Here is a 15,139-nt window from a genome sequence, read left to right as displayed (position 1 = left end):
CCCTCTCCCTTATTCCGCTTCGCTCCATCAGTCGCCCTACGGGCTCGTGTCGGGTTTCTCCCCCTTGGCCAAGGGGGAGATGTCGGCAGACAGAGGGGGTTTGAGCAGGTTGCGATGATGTAAACCATATGTCAATCACTTAACATCTTCCCGCGACCCTTTTTTCCGTTGCTGATGGCCTTGGGCCGAATATGCCGTCCTGACCTCTCCCCTTCTCGTATGCTGTTCGGGGCTTCCCCCTTCGCGAAGGGGGAAATGTCGCGTAGCGACAAAGGGGGATGCGCGTCCATAAGGATAATGGAAAACTTGCACACCGCGTTAAGTACGTGGGCCAGAACACATGTACACCTGGTCATCGCCCGGAGAAGGCCTGCGGCCAACGCGGCGCTTCTCATACGGCGCTTCTATGAGGAAGCTGCATCCCGTATCAAAGTAGCATCGTAGAGTGGCATATGTGCGCTATACTTGTTTTACTGTACGCGCACCGGTGCGGTGTTGCGCTGCCGCTGCGTATCCTATCGAATCTTTGTTCACCGATCTGACCTACGCCCTATGAGCACGCATGAACTTGCCGGACAGCCCGCTCCCGAATCCGTCTTAACCGATATTCCTACCCTGCTACAGGCCTACCAGGCCAACGAGCCCGACCCGTCGGTGCCCGCACAGCGCGTGTCGTTTGGCACGTCGGGGCACCGGGGCACCGCGCTGAACCACACCTTCAACGAGCACCACATTCTGGCAATCGCCCAGGCCGTATGCGACTACCGCAACCAGGCGGGCATCGACGGTCCCCTCTTTCTGGGTATGGATACCCACGCGCTCTCGGCACCCGCCCAGGCGACCTGCCTGGAGGTGTTCGCCGGCAACAACGTGGCCGTGCGCATGGCCGCCGACGATGGCGTAACACCCACCCCTGCTGTGTCGCACGCCATCCTCACCTACAACGACGGACGCACCGAGGGGCTCGCCGATGGCGTGATCATTACCCCCTCGCACAACCCGCCTGTCGACGGCGGCATCAAGTACAACGGTCCGACCGGCGGCCCTGCCACACCCAACGCCACCAGCTGGATTGAGACGCGGGCGAACAACCTTCTCGATGCCGAGCTTGCCGGCGTGCAGCGCATCGGCTACGAACAGGCCCTGCGCGCCGACACCACCTACACGTACGACTTCATGGGCCGCTACGTCGACGACCTGGGCGCAGTGCTCGACATGGCGCTCATCCGCGAGTCGGGCCTCTCGCTTGCCGTTGACCCGCTGGGCGGAGCCGGGGTACACTACTGGCAGGCGATCGCCGACACCTACGACCTGCCACTGGAGGTGCTGCGTACCGACATCGACCCTACCTTTTCGTTCATGACGCTCGACTGGGACGGCAAGATACGCATGGATCCGTCCTCGCCACACGCTATGCAGTCGCTCATCAACCTCAAAGACCAGTATGACGTCGCCTTTGCGTGCGACACCGACCACGACCGCCACGGCATTGTGACCGGTAGCGGCGGGCTCATGCCGCCGAACGCCTACCTCAGCGTTATGGTCGACGCGCTGCTCAACAGCCGCACCCAGTGGGCCAGCGACGTGGGCATTGGCAAAACCGTCGTAACCACCCGCCTGCTCGACCGCATTGCCGCCCACTACAGCCGCCCGATTACGGAGGTACCGGTCGGGTTCAAGTGGTTCGTGGACGTGCTCTACGACGGCACCTGTGGATTTGTGGGCGAGGAGAGCGCCGGCGCCTCGTTCCTCCGCAAAGACGGCACCGTATGGAGCACCGACAAAGACGGCATCATTGCCAGCCTCATGGCCGCGGAGATCACGGCACGCACGGGCCAGGACCCAAGCCAGCGCTACGAGAAGCTCACCGAACAATTTGGCGACCCGGTCTACGAACGGATCGACGCGCCCGCCACCCCCGAGCAGAAGGCCGTACTCAAAAACCTGACGCCCGACCTCGTCAAGCAAGACGAGCTTGCCGGCGAGCCTATCCAGGCCATCCGCACCCAGGCTCCCGGTAACGACGCCCCCATTGGCGGACTCAAAGTTGAAACCGAGAACGGATGGTTTGTAGCGCGTCCGTCGGGTACCGAGGCCATCTACAAGATCTACGGCGAAAGCTTCAACGGCCGTCCCCACCTCGACCAGATCCACGCCGACGCCCAGGCGCTCGTCAACCGCGCCTTCGACAGCGCCGACGCCACTGCATAAGCACTCTACGCGCCTTGCCTCAGCCACTCCGGCAGAGACAGGGGGATACGAACCGCCGCGCTCCGCTCACAGCCTCTGCCGTACAGGACAGGCCATCGTCCTATGCGAAAAGGTCTCCATACAGGAGGCCTTTTCGTGTACAGGGCGTACCGGTGCGTACAGCCCATTCTGGAACTGTCTTCGTTCCAATACTATGTAGCCGAATCATTTTCTGCCAAGTTGCTACCAAATAACAGACGCATAATAGCACGGTGCTGGCATATGTGTAGATATGGCCATATTATATAGCTGCCTATCTTACCCACCACCCCGGTCTTGCCTACTATGCGATCTTTCGCGCTCTTGGAGGCGCGCGCCATTCGTGCGTGGCGTCTTCCCGTTGTTCTATTGTTTCTGCTCACTGTTGGACTCGTTGGACTGACCGCCTGCGACGACAGCCCCACTGGCCCTGCCGACGATCCCGATCCCCCTGAAGACGCTGTCGAAGTCACCATTCGAGGCACCGTATCGGCTGATTCTGCAGCCGGCTCTTCAGTCGAAGGCGCCACCGTAACCGGCGAAATAAATGACATCGTCGTGTTCGATGTCACCACCGATTCCGATGGCGCGTACACAGCCACGTTCGAGACCCATGCAGACGTCTCCAACATCCTGTTGCGTGTTAACGCATCAGACTACGAGTCTGATGAAGAAACCCGCGAACTACGGGCTGAGCTGGAGCATAACGTAGCGCTTCAGCGCATCTTACAGGAGATGAACGTGACGTTCATTGATGTAGGGCAGGGTGCAGCGGTCCTGCTGGATACGGGAAGCGGGGCCGTGCTCTTCGATGCCGGACGCAGCAGCCGCACGGTCTATGAGTATCTACAGAGCAACGGCATCAGCGAACTGGATCTGATTATTGCGAGCCACGCCCATGCCGACCATATCGGCGGCTTCGAACGCATCCTCAATAACAAATCCGTTCAGAAGATCTGGTATAACGGCCAGACGCACACCACACAGACCTTCGAGGGCTTTATCGATGCAGCCTTAAGCAGCAGTGCCGAGTACGTGGAGCCCACGCGCGGCCACATCAAAACGCTGGGTGGACTCAATCTGGAGGTGTTGCACCCTACTGCAAGTGCCGCCGATTATACCGGCTCTCTGCACGATAAAAATATTGTGGTGCGCGCCTCGTACGGCGATGTGGCATTCATGCTCACCGGCGATGCAGAAATCGACGTAGAAGACGAACTGATTGCCGCAGGCGTACCGCTGGATGCACAGGTGCTGAAGATGGGCCACCACGGCAGCCGTACCAGCACCGGCAGTCCCTTTGTCAGCGCCGTCAACCCCGAAGTCGCTGTCTACCAGGCCAGCTCCACCAACCAGTACGGCCACCCCCACGCCGAGGCCCTGGCCAACGTGCAAAGCACTGCCGATGTGTATGGCAGCGACACCCACGGCACCATCCAATTCACCACCGATGGCAGCGGATACACTATCACCACCAGCAGCACCCTTGACGAGGAAGACGACCCAAACGAGGATCCTGACGACCCTGAGGATGATCCGAACGACGGCGAATGCATTGACTTGAACAGCGCCTCGTTAGAGGAACTGCAAGAGATCGTGCACATCGGAGCCAGTCGCGCCGAACAGATCGTTGACCTGCGTCCGTTCGGGTCGCTCGATGAGCTCACACAAGTCAACGGCATCAGTGAAAATCGCCTCGACGACATCAAGGAGCAGGGCCTTGCTTGCGTGGTTGAAGAGTAGTGTCTCGTTCTATGCGTTAATTTATAAGCACTATGCCCTCGTTGCCCGACGTTGTTACGATTGACCGGGTGGAAGATAACGGATGGGCCGTCCTGGAGTACGGGCCGAACGATACGTGGCCTGTACCGGTGAGGTGGCTGCCCGATGCAGCCACCGAGGGCACTGTGCTTCGTATTATCCGCACCGCTGGAGCAGACGAAACACGCGTTCAGTTCGTCATCGACACCGCCAGAGAAACCGCTCGCCGCACCCGGGTCCGCCGCAAACTGGAGCACTTGCGCAGACGCTCTTAACAAGACGCTTGATATGCGCAGAGGCTCAGGATAAGGAAAAGTAGGTTATTGCACCTACTGCTGCGTCACACCTGAATGTTAGGGTAGGAGACCCTGTCACGCTCTACGTCTCATCACCTTCAAAACACCTTTCATGATGAGCGAAGACCAGCGGAGGAGGCCACAGCCGAACCATCTCCGCGATGTTCAGCAGGCTCCAGGCGATCTAGCGGCCCTGCCCAGGTCGGGGGAGGTCTTTATTCGCTACGCTCATCAGTCGCTCCGCTCGTGTCAGGCTACGCTCAAGATGACACCATTTAAAGGGGGCAGTGCAACCCAAACTTTGACTTGTGGCAGAACACTACGTTTGATCGATGACGTTGCAAGCCCTTGGAGCACAGAGCTTTGGGAAGGGTTATAGTGGGCCCGGCAGGACTTGAACCTGCGACCGATCGATTATGAGTCGACTGCTCTAACCACCTGAGCTACGGGCCCTTTGCGTTTGTGTACTCGATTTGAGGACTGGTGTCTATAGCCACCGATTTCGGGCGAGTTGGGTTCCGGTAGTCGCTTTGAACATTTGTGGAGAGCCCGTTGCGTCAGGCAGATGCCCCTGCGTCAGCCTTACTTTCTACATACCAGATGCCGCCTCCCCCAAAGAGAAGACGGCATCTGCCCTTGCGATCACCCTGTTACGCAGCACACAATGCCGTGTACGGCACCGTGTACAGCGCATCCGAGACGGCTACTCGCTCTTCACCGTCTGGATATCGAGATTGATCGTTACGTCGTGCCCGACAACCACGCCCCCGGCCTCGGTGAGACGATTCCACATGAGTCCGTACTCAGTACGGTCGATGATCGTCGTTGCAGTGAACGCCGCCCGCTCGTTGCCCATCGGACCCTGCGCTGCGCCGACAAACGCTGCATCGAACGCTACAGACTTCGTCACATCTTTAATCGTCAGGTCGCCTTCAAGCGTGAAGGTCGAGCCGTCTACGTTTGAGATACCGGTGCTCTCAAACGACATCGTCGGGTAGCTGACTGCATCGAAGAAGTCGTCCGACCGCAGATGGTCGTCGCGGTCTTCATTGCGCGTGTCGATGCTCGCAATCTGCACCGTGGCTGCCGTCTGCAGCGTATGCAGGTTCTCTGGGTCAACTTCAACGGTCGCATCAAAGTCGTGAAAGGCACCGGTTACCCGGCTAATACCCAGATGACGTACCGAAAAGGTGACTTCGGAGTGCGCTTTATCCACATTCCATGATAGGACTTCGGTGAGCGATGGAGCCGGGACCGGATCGTTGCCACGGTCGACCGGTGAATCAGGAGCAATCGACCCAAACGAGAAGCCGGCCCAGATCAGGAGGGCGGCGGTTAGTGCGAAAGCAGAAGCAGTGCGGTTCAACGTCATAATGCAGTACAAGAGCAGTTAGGAAAAACAATCCGAGACCGAGAGCGTCCACCCCGTGTTGCGACACGCATATATAGTGTGTCATACAGCGCATGGCCCCGTTAGGGAAGCGGCTATGCTGGTACGTAGCCCACTAAAAACGCCCCGCTCGGCCAGTATGTGGCTCGAACGGGGCGTGCGTTACACCCTCTATCGTATAACGCATTACGTTGTCTTGCACTGATGCAGCTTACTCTTCGGCTTTCAGCATCTGAAGATCAAGCGTGATGGTCACGTCGTGACCGACAATGATGCCGCCGGCGTCCGTCAGTTCGTTCCAGCTTACGCCGTAGTCCATCCGGTCGATGACCGTCGTAGCGGTGAAGGCGGCCCGCTCGTTGCCCTGCATCCCCACCGCGGTGCCAAGGAGTTCAGCATCGAACTCAACTTCACGCGTTACGTCTTTGATTGTGAGGTCCCCCACGAGCGTGAACGAAGACCCGTCAATGTTGCGCACCTCGCTGCTTACAAACGTCATTTCCGGGAAGCTCTCTGCATCGAAGAAGTCAGGGGAGCGCAGGTGATCGTCGCGGTCTTCCACCCGGGTGTCGATGCTGCCAACCTGCACCGTAGCTGTCGTCTCAAGCGAGTTCAGGTCATCGGGATCAGCTGTCAACTCAACATCGAAGTCATGGAAGACACCCGTCACGCGACTCAGTCCGAGATAGCGGACGAAGAACGTGACCTCAGAATGGAACGGATCAAGGTTCCAGGTTACGGCTTCAGCTGTGGCTTCCGTCACCGCTGGCTCCGGCTCAGGATCGTCGGCGGGCGCCCACGAAAATCCGGCCCATACAAGCGCAGCAACAAGGAGAAGTGCGGGGAAAGCGTGCTTTTTATTCATGGATATAACAGATTGATGAACAGGATAACGGTCTGCATCTCATAACCACTTACTTCTTAAAGGGTGCCCTTATTTTAGGTGTTGCAACATTGTTTTGCAAGATTATAGCATGCGTTGACGTGTTATCTCGGGTCGGGCCATCTCTTTTTCTTCTGTGGGATCATGCGCCTCCTCCGCTGCATGGATTCTTCGGACTGGCAGAAATGCCTCGCATCCCGTATCATCCAGAGTGGTATTATCCAGATTAGATAGTTATTGACAATTAGTGACCGTTGCAGAACGCCTGACGTCCACCTCGTTCTTGTCTCACCCCGATGCTGCTATGCCCGTTCGATCTGTCTCGTTCTTCGTTGTCTTACTCATCGCCGGCGTCTCACTTTTACCCGCTTCTGCCCAAGAGCGGGCCACGCCGACCATCGTGCCCATGCGCGAGCGCGCTGAGGTCATCGACCGCTGGCTCGAAGAGCGTTTCGAGACGGTGCTGCCCGACCTGATGCGCCGCGAAAACGTGGAGCTCTGGGTAATCATCGGGCGGGAGTACAACGAGGACCCGGTGCTTCGCACGATGCTCCCTGGCACCTGGCAGTCGGCCCGCCGCCGCACCGTGTTGCTCTTTCACGACCAGGGGCCCGGCGAGGGAATCGAACGGCTCGCCATCAGTCGCTACGCGGCGGGCGACCTTTTTCCAGCCGCGTGGGACCCGGATGCGCAGCCCGACCAGTGGGCGCGCCTCGCTGATGCCATTGCCGAGCGCGATCCGGCTACGATCGCGGTGAACACCTCCGAAACGTTTGCCCTCGCCGACGGCATGACGGCGAGCGAGATGAACCAGTTTGAGCGGGCGCTCTCCGACACCTATCGCGAGCGGATCGTGTCGGGGGAGGGGCTCGCTATCGGCTGGCTCGAAACGCGCACTGCCAACGAGATGACGGTCTACCGTCAGATCAACCGCCTTGCTCATACGATCATTGAGGAAGGACTCTCAGAGGCGGTGATCCAGCCGGGTATTACGACAACAGCTGACGTGCAATGGTGGTACCGCGAACGCATTCGCGACCTGAACCTAACGGCCTGGTTTCATCCGAGTGTGTCGGTGCAGCGTGCCGCCGCCCACAGCGACGACGGCGACTTTTCGGGGCCTGTGAGCGACACGGTAATTCAGCCCGGCGATCTCATCCATATGGACCTTGGCATCACCTACCTGCGCCTCAACACGGATACGCAGCGAAACGCCTACGTGCTGCGCCCTGGCGAGACCGAAGCGCCCGAGGGCTTGCGCGACGGACTGCACGTAGCCAACCGCGTTCAGGATCTGCTTACCGATGCGTTCGAGCCCGGACGTACAGGCAATGAGATTCTGGCTGCCGCGCTGCAGGCAGCTGATGATGAAGGTATCGATGCCACAATCTACACCCATCCGCTGGGCTACCACGGGCACGGTGCCGGTCCTGCGATTGGGCTGTGGGATCAGCAGGAAGGCGTTCCGGGATGGGGCGACTACCCGCTCTACCCAAACACCTCGCACTCTATTGAGCTGAACGCTGCTGTGACGATTCCGGAGTGGGATGACCAGGAGATCCTGATGCGGGTAGAGGAAAACGCCTTCTTCGACGGCGACCGCGTCACCTACCACGACGGGCGCCAGACGGAACTGTACCTCATTCCGCGTCAGCCATAGCCTTTACGCCAACAGCCCACAGATCGGGGGCTTCTGCTCTCTCAGACAAGACACCAACCACTATGTCAAGCGGCAGGCCAAACGATGGTTCAAGCAGCAATTCGCGCGGCTACGAGCCCATTGCGTGCGCTACGTACGACGAGCTGGGGCTGCGCATGATGCGTGGTACCTGCACACGCTTCACCATCGAAACACCCAGCACGACCCGTGCAGTCACCGGGCGTATTGAGGACATCTACAGCGACGACAGCGCCGAGTACATCCGCCTCGACACCGGCGACGTGGTGCGCCTGGACCACATCGTACAGGTAGAGGATGTCGACGACGCTGCGCAGTAGCAGCCTGTTTTCAATGGGATACCGTTCTCCAGAAGTGCCAGACCTCAACGGTCCTGGCGCTGCGGCTGGATCCCGTCGGCCTTCGTTCGGATTCGACCGGGCACCTACCTCACGCTATCTTATCCTCGTCGCACCAACTTCTATGGCTGCATCCGACGCCCTTCGTGCCCTCCTCACCACCCAACTCGACGCCACTGTAGCGCGCCGATCGCACACGGAGATCCTCCGGGAGATTCCCGCCTCCGCCTGGGGCGTATTGCCAGATGGACTGCCCGAAGCGTATTCGCTCTGGCAGATCCTGGAGCACATGCGCCGTTCACAGGCCGACTACCTGCGGTACTGCACAGACCCTGACTATACCTTTTCTACGTGGCCAGACGACTACTGGCCCGACACGCTCAGGCCGCCCAGTGACGCGGCCTGGACTCGAAGCCTCAACCAGTTTCAAGCAGACCTGCAGGACGCAAAGGCGCTTGTGAACGACCCGTCTATCGACATTGCAGGCGCAATTCCCCACGCCAGCAAGGTGGGCTACCACGGCACCACGTACGTCGAGGAAATCGGGAGCATTGCAGACCATAATGCCTACCACCTCGGACAGGTGGTTACGGTGCGCCGCTTACTTGGCATCTGGCCCCCTTCCGATCTGAAGGAAGCGGACTGGTCGGCGCCAGAATGAGCCGCTCCAAAAGCTGTTTGGGGATTGATGAGATGCCGACACAAGCCGAAGTACAAGACACGCAACCATTGCCCGCCAATACCTACAAGTACGCAGACAGGAGCTTTACTATGAAACGCATTGGCAGGGCAGAAGCTATACTTTTACTTGCGTGACTCGTTGAGCGTATGCACTCTTTACGTTGTCTTTGCGCAGCCTCCATCCCCTATGTCACAGCAAGGCGAACTGGAACGGACACTGGGCTTGCCGCAGGCGCTTGCCATCGGTATTGGTACGATGGTGGGTGCAGGCATCTTTGTCTTTCCGGGGCTCGCTGCCGGACAGGCGGGTCCGGCGGCTACATTGTCGTTTGCCATCGGCGCAGGCATCGCGCTGCTCGTGGCGCTACCGACCTCTGAGCTCGCCACAGCAATGCCTGAAAGCGGGGGCGGCTATTACTTTGTGTCGCGCAGCATGGGCACGCTCCTCGGTACCATGGTTGGCGTAGGACAGTGGATGGGCCTGGTCTTTGCCTCGGCCTTCTACCTGATGGGCTTTGGCCACTACCTGGTGGATATCGTGGCGGCACTCGACCTCGGTGTCGACATTCCCGTAACCACGATCGCGTTTGTCACCGCTCTCGTGCTCACAGGCATCAGCATCACGGGAACGAAGAATACAGGCGACCTGCAGAACATTATCGTAGGAGTGCTTCTGGCTCTACTCGCGGGCTTTCTGGGGCATGGACTGCTGGATGCTCTCGGGGTGCTGGGGGGTGAGCAGGTACCAGAAACGTTTGCCCCCTACGGAACGCTCCCCGTCTTCACCACGGCTGCGCTGGTTTTCACCTCGTATCTGGGCTTCGCACAGATCGCCACCGTCGCCGGCGAGATCAAAAATCCGGCGCGTAACCTGCCTCTCGCTATGGTTGGAAGCGTCGTCTTGGTCGGACTGCTTTACGTGCTCACCATCTTCATCAGTACAAGCGTCTTCTCCAGCGAGGCGCTGGCTGAACTGGGGGAGACCGCCATTGTGGCTGTGTCGCGCGATATTGCTGGGCCCATCGGTGCCGTCGCTATTCTCATTGGCGGACTGCTCGCAACGCTCTCCAGTGCCAATGCGTCAATCTTAAGCTCGTCGCGGTCGGTCTACGCGCTGAGCCGCGATGCGCTCGTGCCCGATGCCACCGCTAACATCAATAAGCGCTATCGTACCCCCCATGTGGCGCTGCTGCTCGCGGGCGGACCCATCGCTGCGCTCATTCTTTTTGGGCGCGTGGAGGTGCTGGCTGAGGTGGCCTCGCTCTTGCACCTGTTTATGTACGGGCTGATGTGCGTGGCGCTGCTCCTCCTGCGCCATCACGACCCCAACTGGTACGAGCCCGACTTTACCTGCCCGGCGAGTCCGTGGCTGCCGGCACTCGGCGCGATAGCCAGCTTCGGACTCGTGGCGTTCATGCAGCCGCTCTCGATCGGGCTCGGTGCCGGACTCCTTGCGGCAGCTGCGATCTGGTACCGGGTCTATGCATATGACGTATCGCTCAAAGACGAACGCGCCTGACTGCCCTGCTCGCTGTCTACTCATTCTGTGCGCTCTGCCATGCCGGAATCCGACTTTACGCCTCAGACCATTCTCATCGATGTATCGCTTCCTGAAGCGGCAGCGCTCTCTGATGAGCTTATCGCCCTTCTGGGATCGCTCCACGTGGTGCTCGTCGGGTGGTTCGAGGTGCCCGAGCAGACGTCTGCCGCCCAGGCGAATGATCAGTTTGGCCGTGAGATGAACGAGCGCCTCGACGTGCTGGCCGGTGTTCTGCGCGAGGCCGGAGCCGCCGTCGAAACGCGGCTGGTCTTTACGGGCAATCCGCTCGATACGATGGAGCGAATTAGCGCTGAGGTGGATTCGGATGCGGTGCTCATCCCGTATGCCCATGACCGCGTCGAGAAGGTTCTCGTGCCGCTGCGCGACGCGCGGCATGCCGACCGTATCGCTACATTCGTCAATCATCTGGTGCAGACCGACACGGCTTCGTTTACGCTGTTACATGTGCGCGAGGAAGGCGAGACCGATGCCGATGTACTCACGCCGGTTGCCGAATCGCTCACAACGATTGGGATGGATTCGTCGGTCATCGAGAAGCGCCTTGTGGATGCCAACGACCCGGCTGCGGCCATCCTTGACGCAGCCCACGACCACGATCTGGTCGTGATGGGCGAGTCGGAGCCTGCTGCGCGCGACATCTTGTTCGGCACGGTGCCTGAACGCATCGCACGTAATGCCAATATACCCGTCATCATGGTGCGCACTCACTCAAAAGCGTAATATTCAGGGGGATGCGTGGCGTCTGCATCCCCCTGTACCGGTACGTCGAGCCAGCAGCGCTACCCGACTCGATGTGTTGCTCTCGCTATGCGTGCAGCCCTTGCGCTTCAAAAGCCGGACGCAGCACGTCGCGCGCAAACGTCTTGAGCGTGGTGGGCGTGGTGGTTGATTTGGTACGGGGTTCGGCCTTGTATGCCGTTCCGTAGTGCGCCAGTCCGCCTGTCATGCTTGCGTAGTCGGCTGCGATGCCCGGGCTCGCGCCCATGGATACGAGGGTTTCGGCGACGGCTTCGGGCGATACTTGCTGGTAGTGCACCGGGCGATCCAGCGCGTCGCTGAACACGGCGGCGGCTTCGCGCATGGTGCAATCGGACGGCCCGTGCACTCCCACACAGTCGTGCCCGGCCCAGTCGCCCGAACGCAGCCACCGAACGGCTACGTCGGCGATGTCGCGGGTGGCTACCATCGGGTTGGGCAGGTCGGGAGGAAGCGCGTTGTACATCGTCTGCTCGGATGCGATCGTCGCCAGGTTGACCAGGAAGTTCTCCATGAAGTAGCCGGGACGTAGCGCCACAACATGCCTGGCCTTTTTGTACAGCATGTTCTCGACAGCGCCCAGCGCAGAGATGGGTCCGAGGTCATCGCGCTGGGCGCCCGCGCTCGATAGGAAAACAATGCGCGGTGCTTCACCAGCGGGCAGGGCATCGACAAATGCATTGCCGAGGTGCGTATACCACGCGCCGAAGCTTTCGGCGGACAGGTTGGGCGGTGCCAGGAAAAAGACAGCGCGCACGCCATCGAGCGCCGTACGCAGATCGTCCGTGCGCTGCAGATCACCTTCTACCACCTCGGCATGTGTGGCCGCAATGATGGAGAGGCGGTTGCGGTCGCGCACGAAGAGCCGCGTGGGCTCTCCGGCATCGAGCAGCCGCTGGGTAACACGCCGCCCGATGTTGCCCGTCGGCGTGGTCACGAGAATAGGAGACTGCACGGTAGCCATAGGGATTCGGGTACATAGACGAAAAACTAAACATCGTTTTTATATACCGATGTTTTTGCGTCCTGTCATGCGCCCCCGAACCGCGATGTATATGCGCCAGTGGCGCTATATGTCATACCTGTGCGGGTGATGATATGCTCTTTTACCAGAGTACCCCAGAGGAGATGCGGATCCTGGATCGGTAGCGGTTCAATGTTAAATGATTGCCTGTGGTTTACATCATCGCAATCTGCTCAAACCCCCTCTGTCTGCCGAGCTTCGCCAAAGGCGTGATCCTGTGGACATCTCCCCCTTGGCGAAGGGGGAGAAACCCGACACGAGCCCGGAGGGCGACTGATAAAGCGAAGCGGAATAAGGAAGAGGGGGTGCGAAGAAGAAAGAGCTGCTGCATTCAATCGCTTTATCATTTAGCGTCTATCCACTACCCCCGGATCTTGTCTGCAGGGGCGTGCTTCTTCGACCGTGTGCAGCCTGCGGGGTGTTTTCAGACGCTGTCTACTCCGTTATACAAATGCTGCTACTGCACGCGATCGGGGTTGGCATCTACAAAGCTGCCCCAACCGCTGTACTGTTCGGTGGCCCCGTGCGAGCGGCGGTTCGTGTGGCAGAGCGCAATCGCAAGCGCGTCGGAGGCGTCGAGCGAAATATCGGCGGCGGCACCGTTCATCTCCAGAATCGCATGGATCATGTAGCGCACCTGCTGTTTTGAGGCGTTGCCGTTGCCCGTCACCGACTTCTTCACCTCTTTGGGCGTGTACTGCACCACATCCAGGTCGTGGTTTAACCCGGCCATCATGGCGGCAGCTTGGGCACGACCCAGCTTCAGCATCGACTGCGGATTTTTTCCGTACACGGGCATCTCAATAGCAAGCACCTCGGGCGTATGGGCATCAATCAGCTCTGCCACGCCGTCGTAGATCTGCTTGAGCCGGTCGACGTGAGCTGTGTCACTGCTCAACCGAATGACCCCTTGTGCCCGCGCATGCTCGGCAGACCCGTTCACTTCGATAATGCCATAGCCGGTGCAGTTAGATCCGGGGTCGATGCCAAGGATGATCATGCGGGTGTATGTGCTGGATGGGAGAGCAACGTGTAGCTGTGCAAGGCTACAAGCAGCGATTAGTCTTCGGAATGCAGCGAGAGGGCTTCGCCATCGTCGGCGAGCGTGGTGTACACCGCATCCACGTCGTCGTGGTCTTCGACCTTTTCAACAAGGGTGCGCACCTGCTCGGCCTCTGTCTCATCGAGCGAGACGGTCGTTGCGGGGATGCGTACCAGGTCGGCATCGTCGACAGGAATGTCGGCCGATTCGAGGGCGTCCTCGACATTGGTGAACGTGTCGACCGGGGTCGTTACCACGTACATATCGCCTTCGGTGCGCAGATCTTCTGCACCGGCCTCGACTACCACTTCAAAGAGTGCCAACTCATCGATCGCTTCGGTAGGCACCTGGATCTCTCCTTTTTGCTCGAAGAGATACCCCACGGATCCCTCTTTTCCTAAATTGCCCTGGTGCGTGCTGAAAAGATGTCTCAGGTCGGCTACCGTACGGTTGGTGTTGTCGGTCATTGCCTCGATGAAGACCGCTACGCCGTGGGGCGCGTAGCCCTCATAGCTGGCCGGCTCGTAGTCTTGTCCCTCAAGCTCGCCCGTACCCCGCTTGATAGCGCGTTCAATCGTATCCTTGGCCATGTTTTCAGCCTCGGCCCGCTCAATCGCATTGGCCAGGGTCGCGTTCATTTCGGGGTCGCCCCCGCCCTCACGGGCGGCCACCGAGATCTCACGCGAGAGCCGCGCCCAGATCTTCGACTTCTTTTTGTCCTCTTTGGCTTTTTGTCGCTTAATCTTCGACCATTTATTGTGTCCAGCCATTGCCGTATGGGGTCTGTTTGCAGAGTGCTGGTGCAGTAGGGCTGGTACGAAAGGGATACGAAGGGGATTCGTTGGCCTGACGGAACAGCCCAACTCGTGCATGATCAGCCGCCTCACAACATCTGTACTGATACGTCTTACACCGTGCCTTACGAATGGGGGCGCTTCTCCTCCAAGAGTTTATACATTACGTGGGCATCAACAAGCCCCTTTTCGGCATGGTTAAACGCGTTAGGGAGCGTACCAATGATATTGAATCCCATCTTTCTCCGTAGTCTGATCGCACCCCGATTGGTTTCGACGACAAGGTTGTACTGCATCGCGTGATAGCCCATCCGACGGGCCTCGCTTAGCGAGTGGGTGCACAGAGCATGGCCAATCCCTTGTCCACGTGCTTCCGATGCCACCATATAGCCTGCATTGCAAACGTGTGCTCCCCGGCCCGGCTGGTTTGGCTTGATGTAGTACGTCCCCAACACTCGTCCGCTTTTTTCGGCAACGTAGCACGCCTCTGGCGTTTCCACCCACCGATGCAGCGCCTCATCGCGCTGGATGTCGGAGGGGTACGCATAGGTGGTGCCAGCAGTTACCACCTCATGAAAGATCGTCCACACCGCATCATAGTCGCGTGGTGTTACGGTACGGATGTTGAGCATGGTCTCTCTTAAATCCTGTTTGCAGTTCTACTTAGGGCGAGCGCAAACGCTGCTGATCGGAAGCCAAAAGATTA

Annotated in this window: 14 protein-coding genes and 1 tRNA gene; 8 read left to right on the top strand and 7 right to left on the bottom strand. The window is 59.2% G+C overall.

Annotated features, from left to right (window positions below):
* The first annotated feature begins 552 nt into the window (after positions 1 to 552).
* The 3 genes from pgm (at position 553) to PPP56_RS07800 (ending at position 4,265) form a co-directional block, all read left to right on the top strand.
* Positions 553 to 2,211, top strand: coding sequence for a phosphoglucomutase (alpha-D-glucose-1,6-bisphosphate-dependent) (gene pgm, locus PPP56_RS07810; RefSeq protein WP_353563481.1), 1,659 nt, complete (start codon positions 553 to 555; stop codon positions 2,209 to 2,211).
* A 324-nt stretch (positions 2,212 to 2,535) separates the two neighbouring features.
* On the top strand, positions 2,536 to 3,972 hold the full coding sequence (locus PPP56_RS07805) for an MBL fold metallo-hydrolase (protein ID WP_353563480.1): 1,437 nt from the start codon (positions 2,536 to 2,538) through the stop codon (positions 3,970 to 3,972).
* Positions 3,973 to 4,004: 32 nt separating this feature from the next.
* Positions 4,005 to 4,265 carry a DUF3006 domain-containing protein gene (locus PPP56_RS07800; protein ID WP_353563479.1) on the top strand — a complete coding sequence of 87 codons (261 nt, stop codon included), beginning with the start codon at positions 4,005 to 4,007 and terminating at the stop codon, positions 4,263 to 4,265.
* 400 nt (positions 4,266 to 4,665) lie between these two features.
* Here the strand turns inward: PPP56_RS07800 and PPP56_RS07795 are convergent.
* The 3 genes from PPP56_RS07795 to PPP56_RS07785 all read right to left on the bottom strand — a co-directional run bounded on the left by PPP56_RS07795 (position 4,666) and on the right by PPP56_RS07785 (position 6,541).
* A tRNA-Ile gene (locus PPP56_RS07795) sits at positions 4,666 to 4,739 on the bottom strand.
* 250 nt (positions 4,740 to 4,989) lie between these two features.
* A complete protein-coding gene (locus PPP56_RS07790) occupies positions 4,990 to 5,658 on the bottom strand; it encodes a YceI family protein (RefSeq protein ID WP_353563478.1) in 669 nt (222 codons plus the stop codon).
* Positions 5,659 to 5,887: 229 nt separating this feature from the next.
* Entirely contained in the window at positions 5,888 to 6,541 is a 654-nt protein-coding gene (locus tag PPP56_RS07785) for a YceI family protein (protein WP_353563477.1), read from the bottom strand.
* Positions 6,542 to 6,863: 322 nt separating this feature from the next.
* Here PPP56_RS07785 and PPP56_RS07780 point away from each other — a divergent pair, with 322 nt between their 5' ends.
* The 5 genes from PPP56_RS07780 to PPP56_RS07760 all read left to right on the top strand — a co-directional run bounded on the left by PPP56_RS07780 (position 6,864) and on the right by PPP56_RS07760 (position 11,537).
* Complete coding sequence (locus tag PPP56_RS07780; RefSeq protein ID WP_353563476.1) at positions 6,864 to 8,219, top strand: M24 family metallopeptidase; 1,356 nt, start codon at positions 6,864 to 6,866, stop codon at positions 8,217 to 8,219.
* 62 nt (positions 8,220 to 8,281) lie between these two features.
* The gene (locus PPP56_RS07775; protein ID WP_353563475.1) at positions 8,282 to 8,557 is read left to right on the top strand and encodes a hypothetical protein; all 276 of its coding nucleotides are present in this window, start codon (positions 8,282 to 8,284) and stop codon (positions 8,555 to 8,557) included.
* Positions 8,558 to 8,699: 142 nt separating this feature from the next.
* Complete coding sequence (locus PPP56_RS07770) at positions 8,700 to 9,236, top strand: DinB family protein (RefSeq protein WP_353563474.1); 537 nt, start codon at positions 8,700 to 8,702, stop codon at positions 9,234 to 9,236.
* Positions 9,237 to 9,443: 207 nt separating this feature from the next.
* On the top strand, positions 9,444 to 10,775 hold the full coding sequence (locus PPP56_RS07765) for an APC family permease (protein WP_353563473.1): 1,332 nt from the start codon (positions 9,444 to 9,446) through the stop codon (positions 10,773 to 10,775).
* A gap of 39 nt (positions 10,776 to 10,814) precedes the next feature.
* Positions 10,815 to 11,537, top strand: a complete 723-nt coding sequence (locus PPP56_RS07760; protein WP_353563472.1) for a universal stress protein — start codon at positions 10,815 to 10,817, stop codon at positions 11,535 to 11,537.
* Between the two features lie 85 nt (positions 11,538 to 11,622).
* On the opposite strand, the gene PPP56_RS07755 is transcribed toward PPP56_RS07760, so the two are convergent.
* The 4 genes from PPP56_RS07755 to PPP56_RS07740 all read right to left on the bottom strand — a co-directional run bounded on the left by PPP56_RS07755 (position 11,623) and on the right by PPP56_RS07740 (position 15,065).
* Positions 11,623 to 12,537, bottom strand: coding sequence for an NmrA family NAD(P)-binding protein (locus PPP56_RS07755; protein WP_353563471.1), 915 nt, complete (start codon positions 12,535 to 12,537; stop codon positions 11,623 to 11,625).
* Positions 12,538 to 13,054: 517 nt separating this feature from the next.
* Positions 13,055 to 13,597 (bottom strand): crossover junction endodeoxyribonuclease RuvC, encoded by a 543-nt coding sequence (gene ruvC / locus PPP56_RS07750; protein ID WP_353563470.1) that lies wholly within the window; start codon positions 13,595 to 13,597, stop codon positions 13,055 to 13,057.
* A gap of 59 nt (positions 13,598 to 13,656) precedes the next feature.
* Complete coding sequence (locus tag PPP56_RS07745) at positions 13,657 to 14,409, bottom strand: YebC/PmpR family DNA-binding transcriptional regulator (RefSeq protein ID WP_353563469.1); 753 nt, start codon at positions 14,407 to 14,409, stop codon at positions 13,657 to 13,659.
* A 149-nt stretch (positions 14,410 to 14,558) separates the two neighbouring features.
* Positions 14,559 to 15,065: a GNAT family N-acetyltransferase gene (locus tag PPP56_RS07740; protein WP_353563468.1), complete on the bottom strand. Its 507-nt coding sequence runs from the start codon at positions 15,063 to 15,065 to the stop codon at positions 14,559 to 14,561.
* Positions 15,066 to 15,139: the final 74 nt, after the last annotated feature.

Source organism: Longimonas sp. (genome assembly GCF_040409695.1).
In the GTDB taxonomy this organism is placed as follows: Bacteria; Bacteroidota; Rhodothermia; order Rhodothermales; family Salinibacteraceae; genus Longimonas.
This window is presented reverse-complemented; position numbering and strand designations above follow the sequence as displayed.

Coding starts and splice junctions, on each gene's coding strand:
- PPP56_RS07800 (WP_353563479.1), top strand. CDS start 4,005: ATGCCCTCGTTGCCCGACGTTGTTACGATTGACCGGGTGGAAGATAAC.
- PPP56_RS07805 (WP_353563480.1), top strand. CDS start 2,536: ATGCGATCTTTCGCGCTCTTGGAGGCGCGCGCCATTCGTGCGTGGCGT.
- PPP56_RS07760 (WP_353563472.1), top strand. CDS start 10,815: ATGCCGGAATCCGACTTTACGCCTCAGACCATTCTCATCGATGTATCG.
- PPP56_RS07775 (WP_353563475.1), top strand. CDS start 8,282: ATGTCAAGCGGCAGGCCAAACGATGGTTCAAGCAGCAATTCGCGCGGC.
- ruvC (WP_353563470.1), bottom strand. CDS start 13,597: ATGATCATCCTTGGCATCGACCCCGGATCTAACTGCACCGGCTATGGC.
- PPP56_RS07745 (WP_353563469.1), bottom strand. CDS start 14,409: ATGGCTGGACACAATAAATGGTCGAAGATTAAGCGACAAAAAGCCAAA.
- PPP56_RS07765 (WP_353563473.1), top strand. CDS start 9,444: ATGTCACAGCAAGGCGAACTGGAACGGACACTGGGCTTGCCGCAGGCG.
- PPP56_RS07785 (WP_353563477.1), bottom strand. CDS start 6,541: ATGAATAAAAAGCACGCTTTCCCCGCACTTCTCCTTGTTGCTGCGCTT.
- PPP56_RS07790 (WP_353563478.1), bottom strand. CDS start 5,658: ATGACGTTGAACCGCACTGCTTCTGCTTTCGCACTAACCGCCGCCCTC.
- PPP56_RS07740 (WP_353563468.1), bottom strand. CDS start 15,065: ATGCTCAACATCCGTACCGTAACACCACGCGACTATGATGCGGTGTGG.
- PPP56_RS07755 (WP_353563471.1), bottom strand. CDS start 12,537: ATGGCTACCGTGCAGTCTCCTATTCTCGTGACCACGCCGACGGGCAAC.
- pgm (WP_353563481.1), top strand. CDS start 553: ATGAGCACGCATGAACTTGCCGGACAGCCCGCTCCCGAATCCGTCTTA.
- PPP56_RS07780 (WP_353563476.1), top strand. CDS start 6,864: ATGCCCGTTCGATCTGTCTCGTTCTTCGTTGTCTTACTCATCGCCGGC.
- PPP56_RS07770 (WP_353563474.1), top strand. CDS start 8,700: ATGGCTGCATCCGACGCCCTTCGTGCCCTCCTCACCACCCAACTCGAC.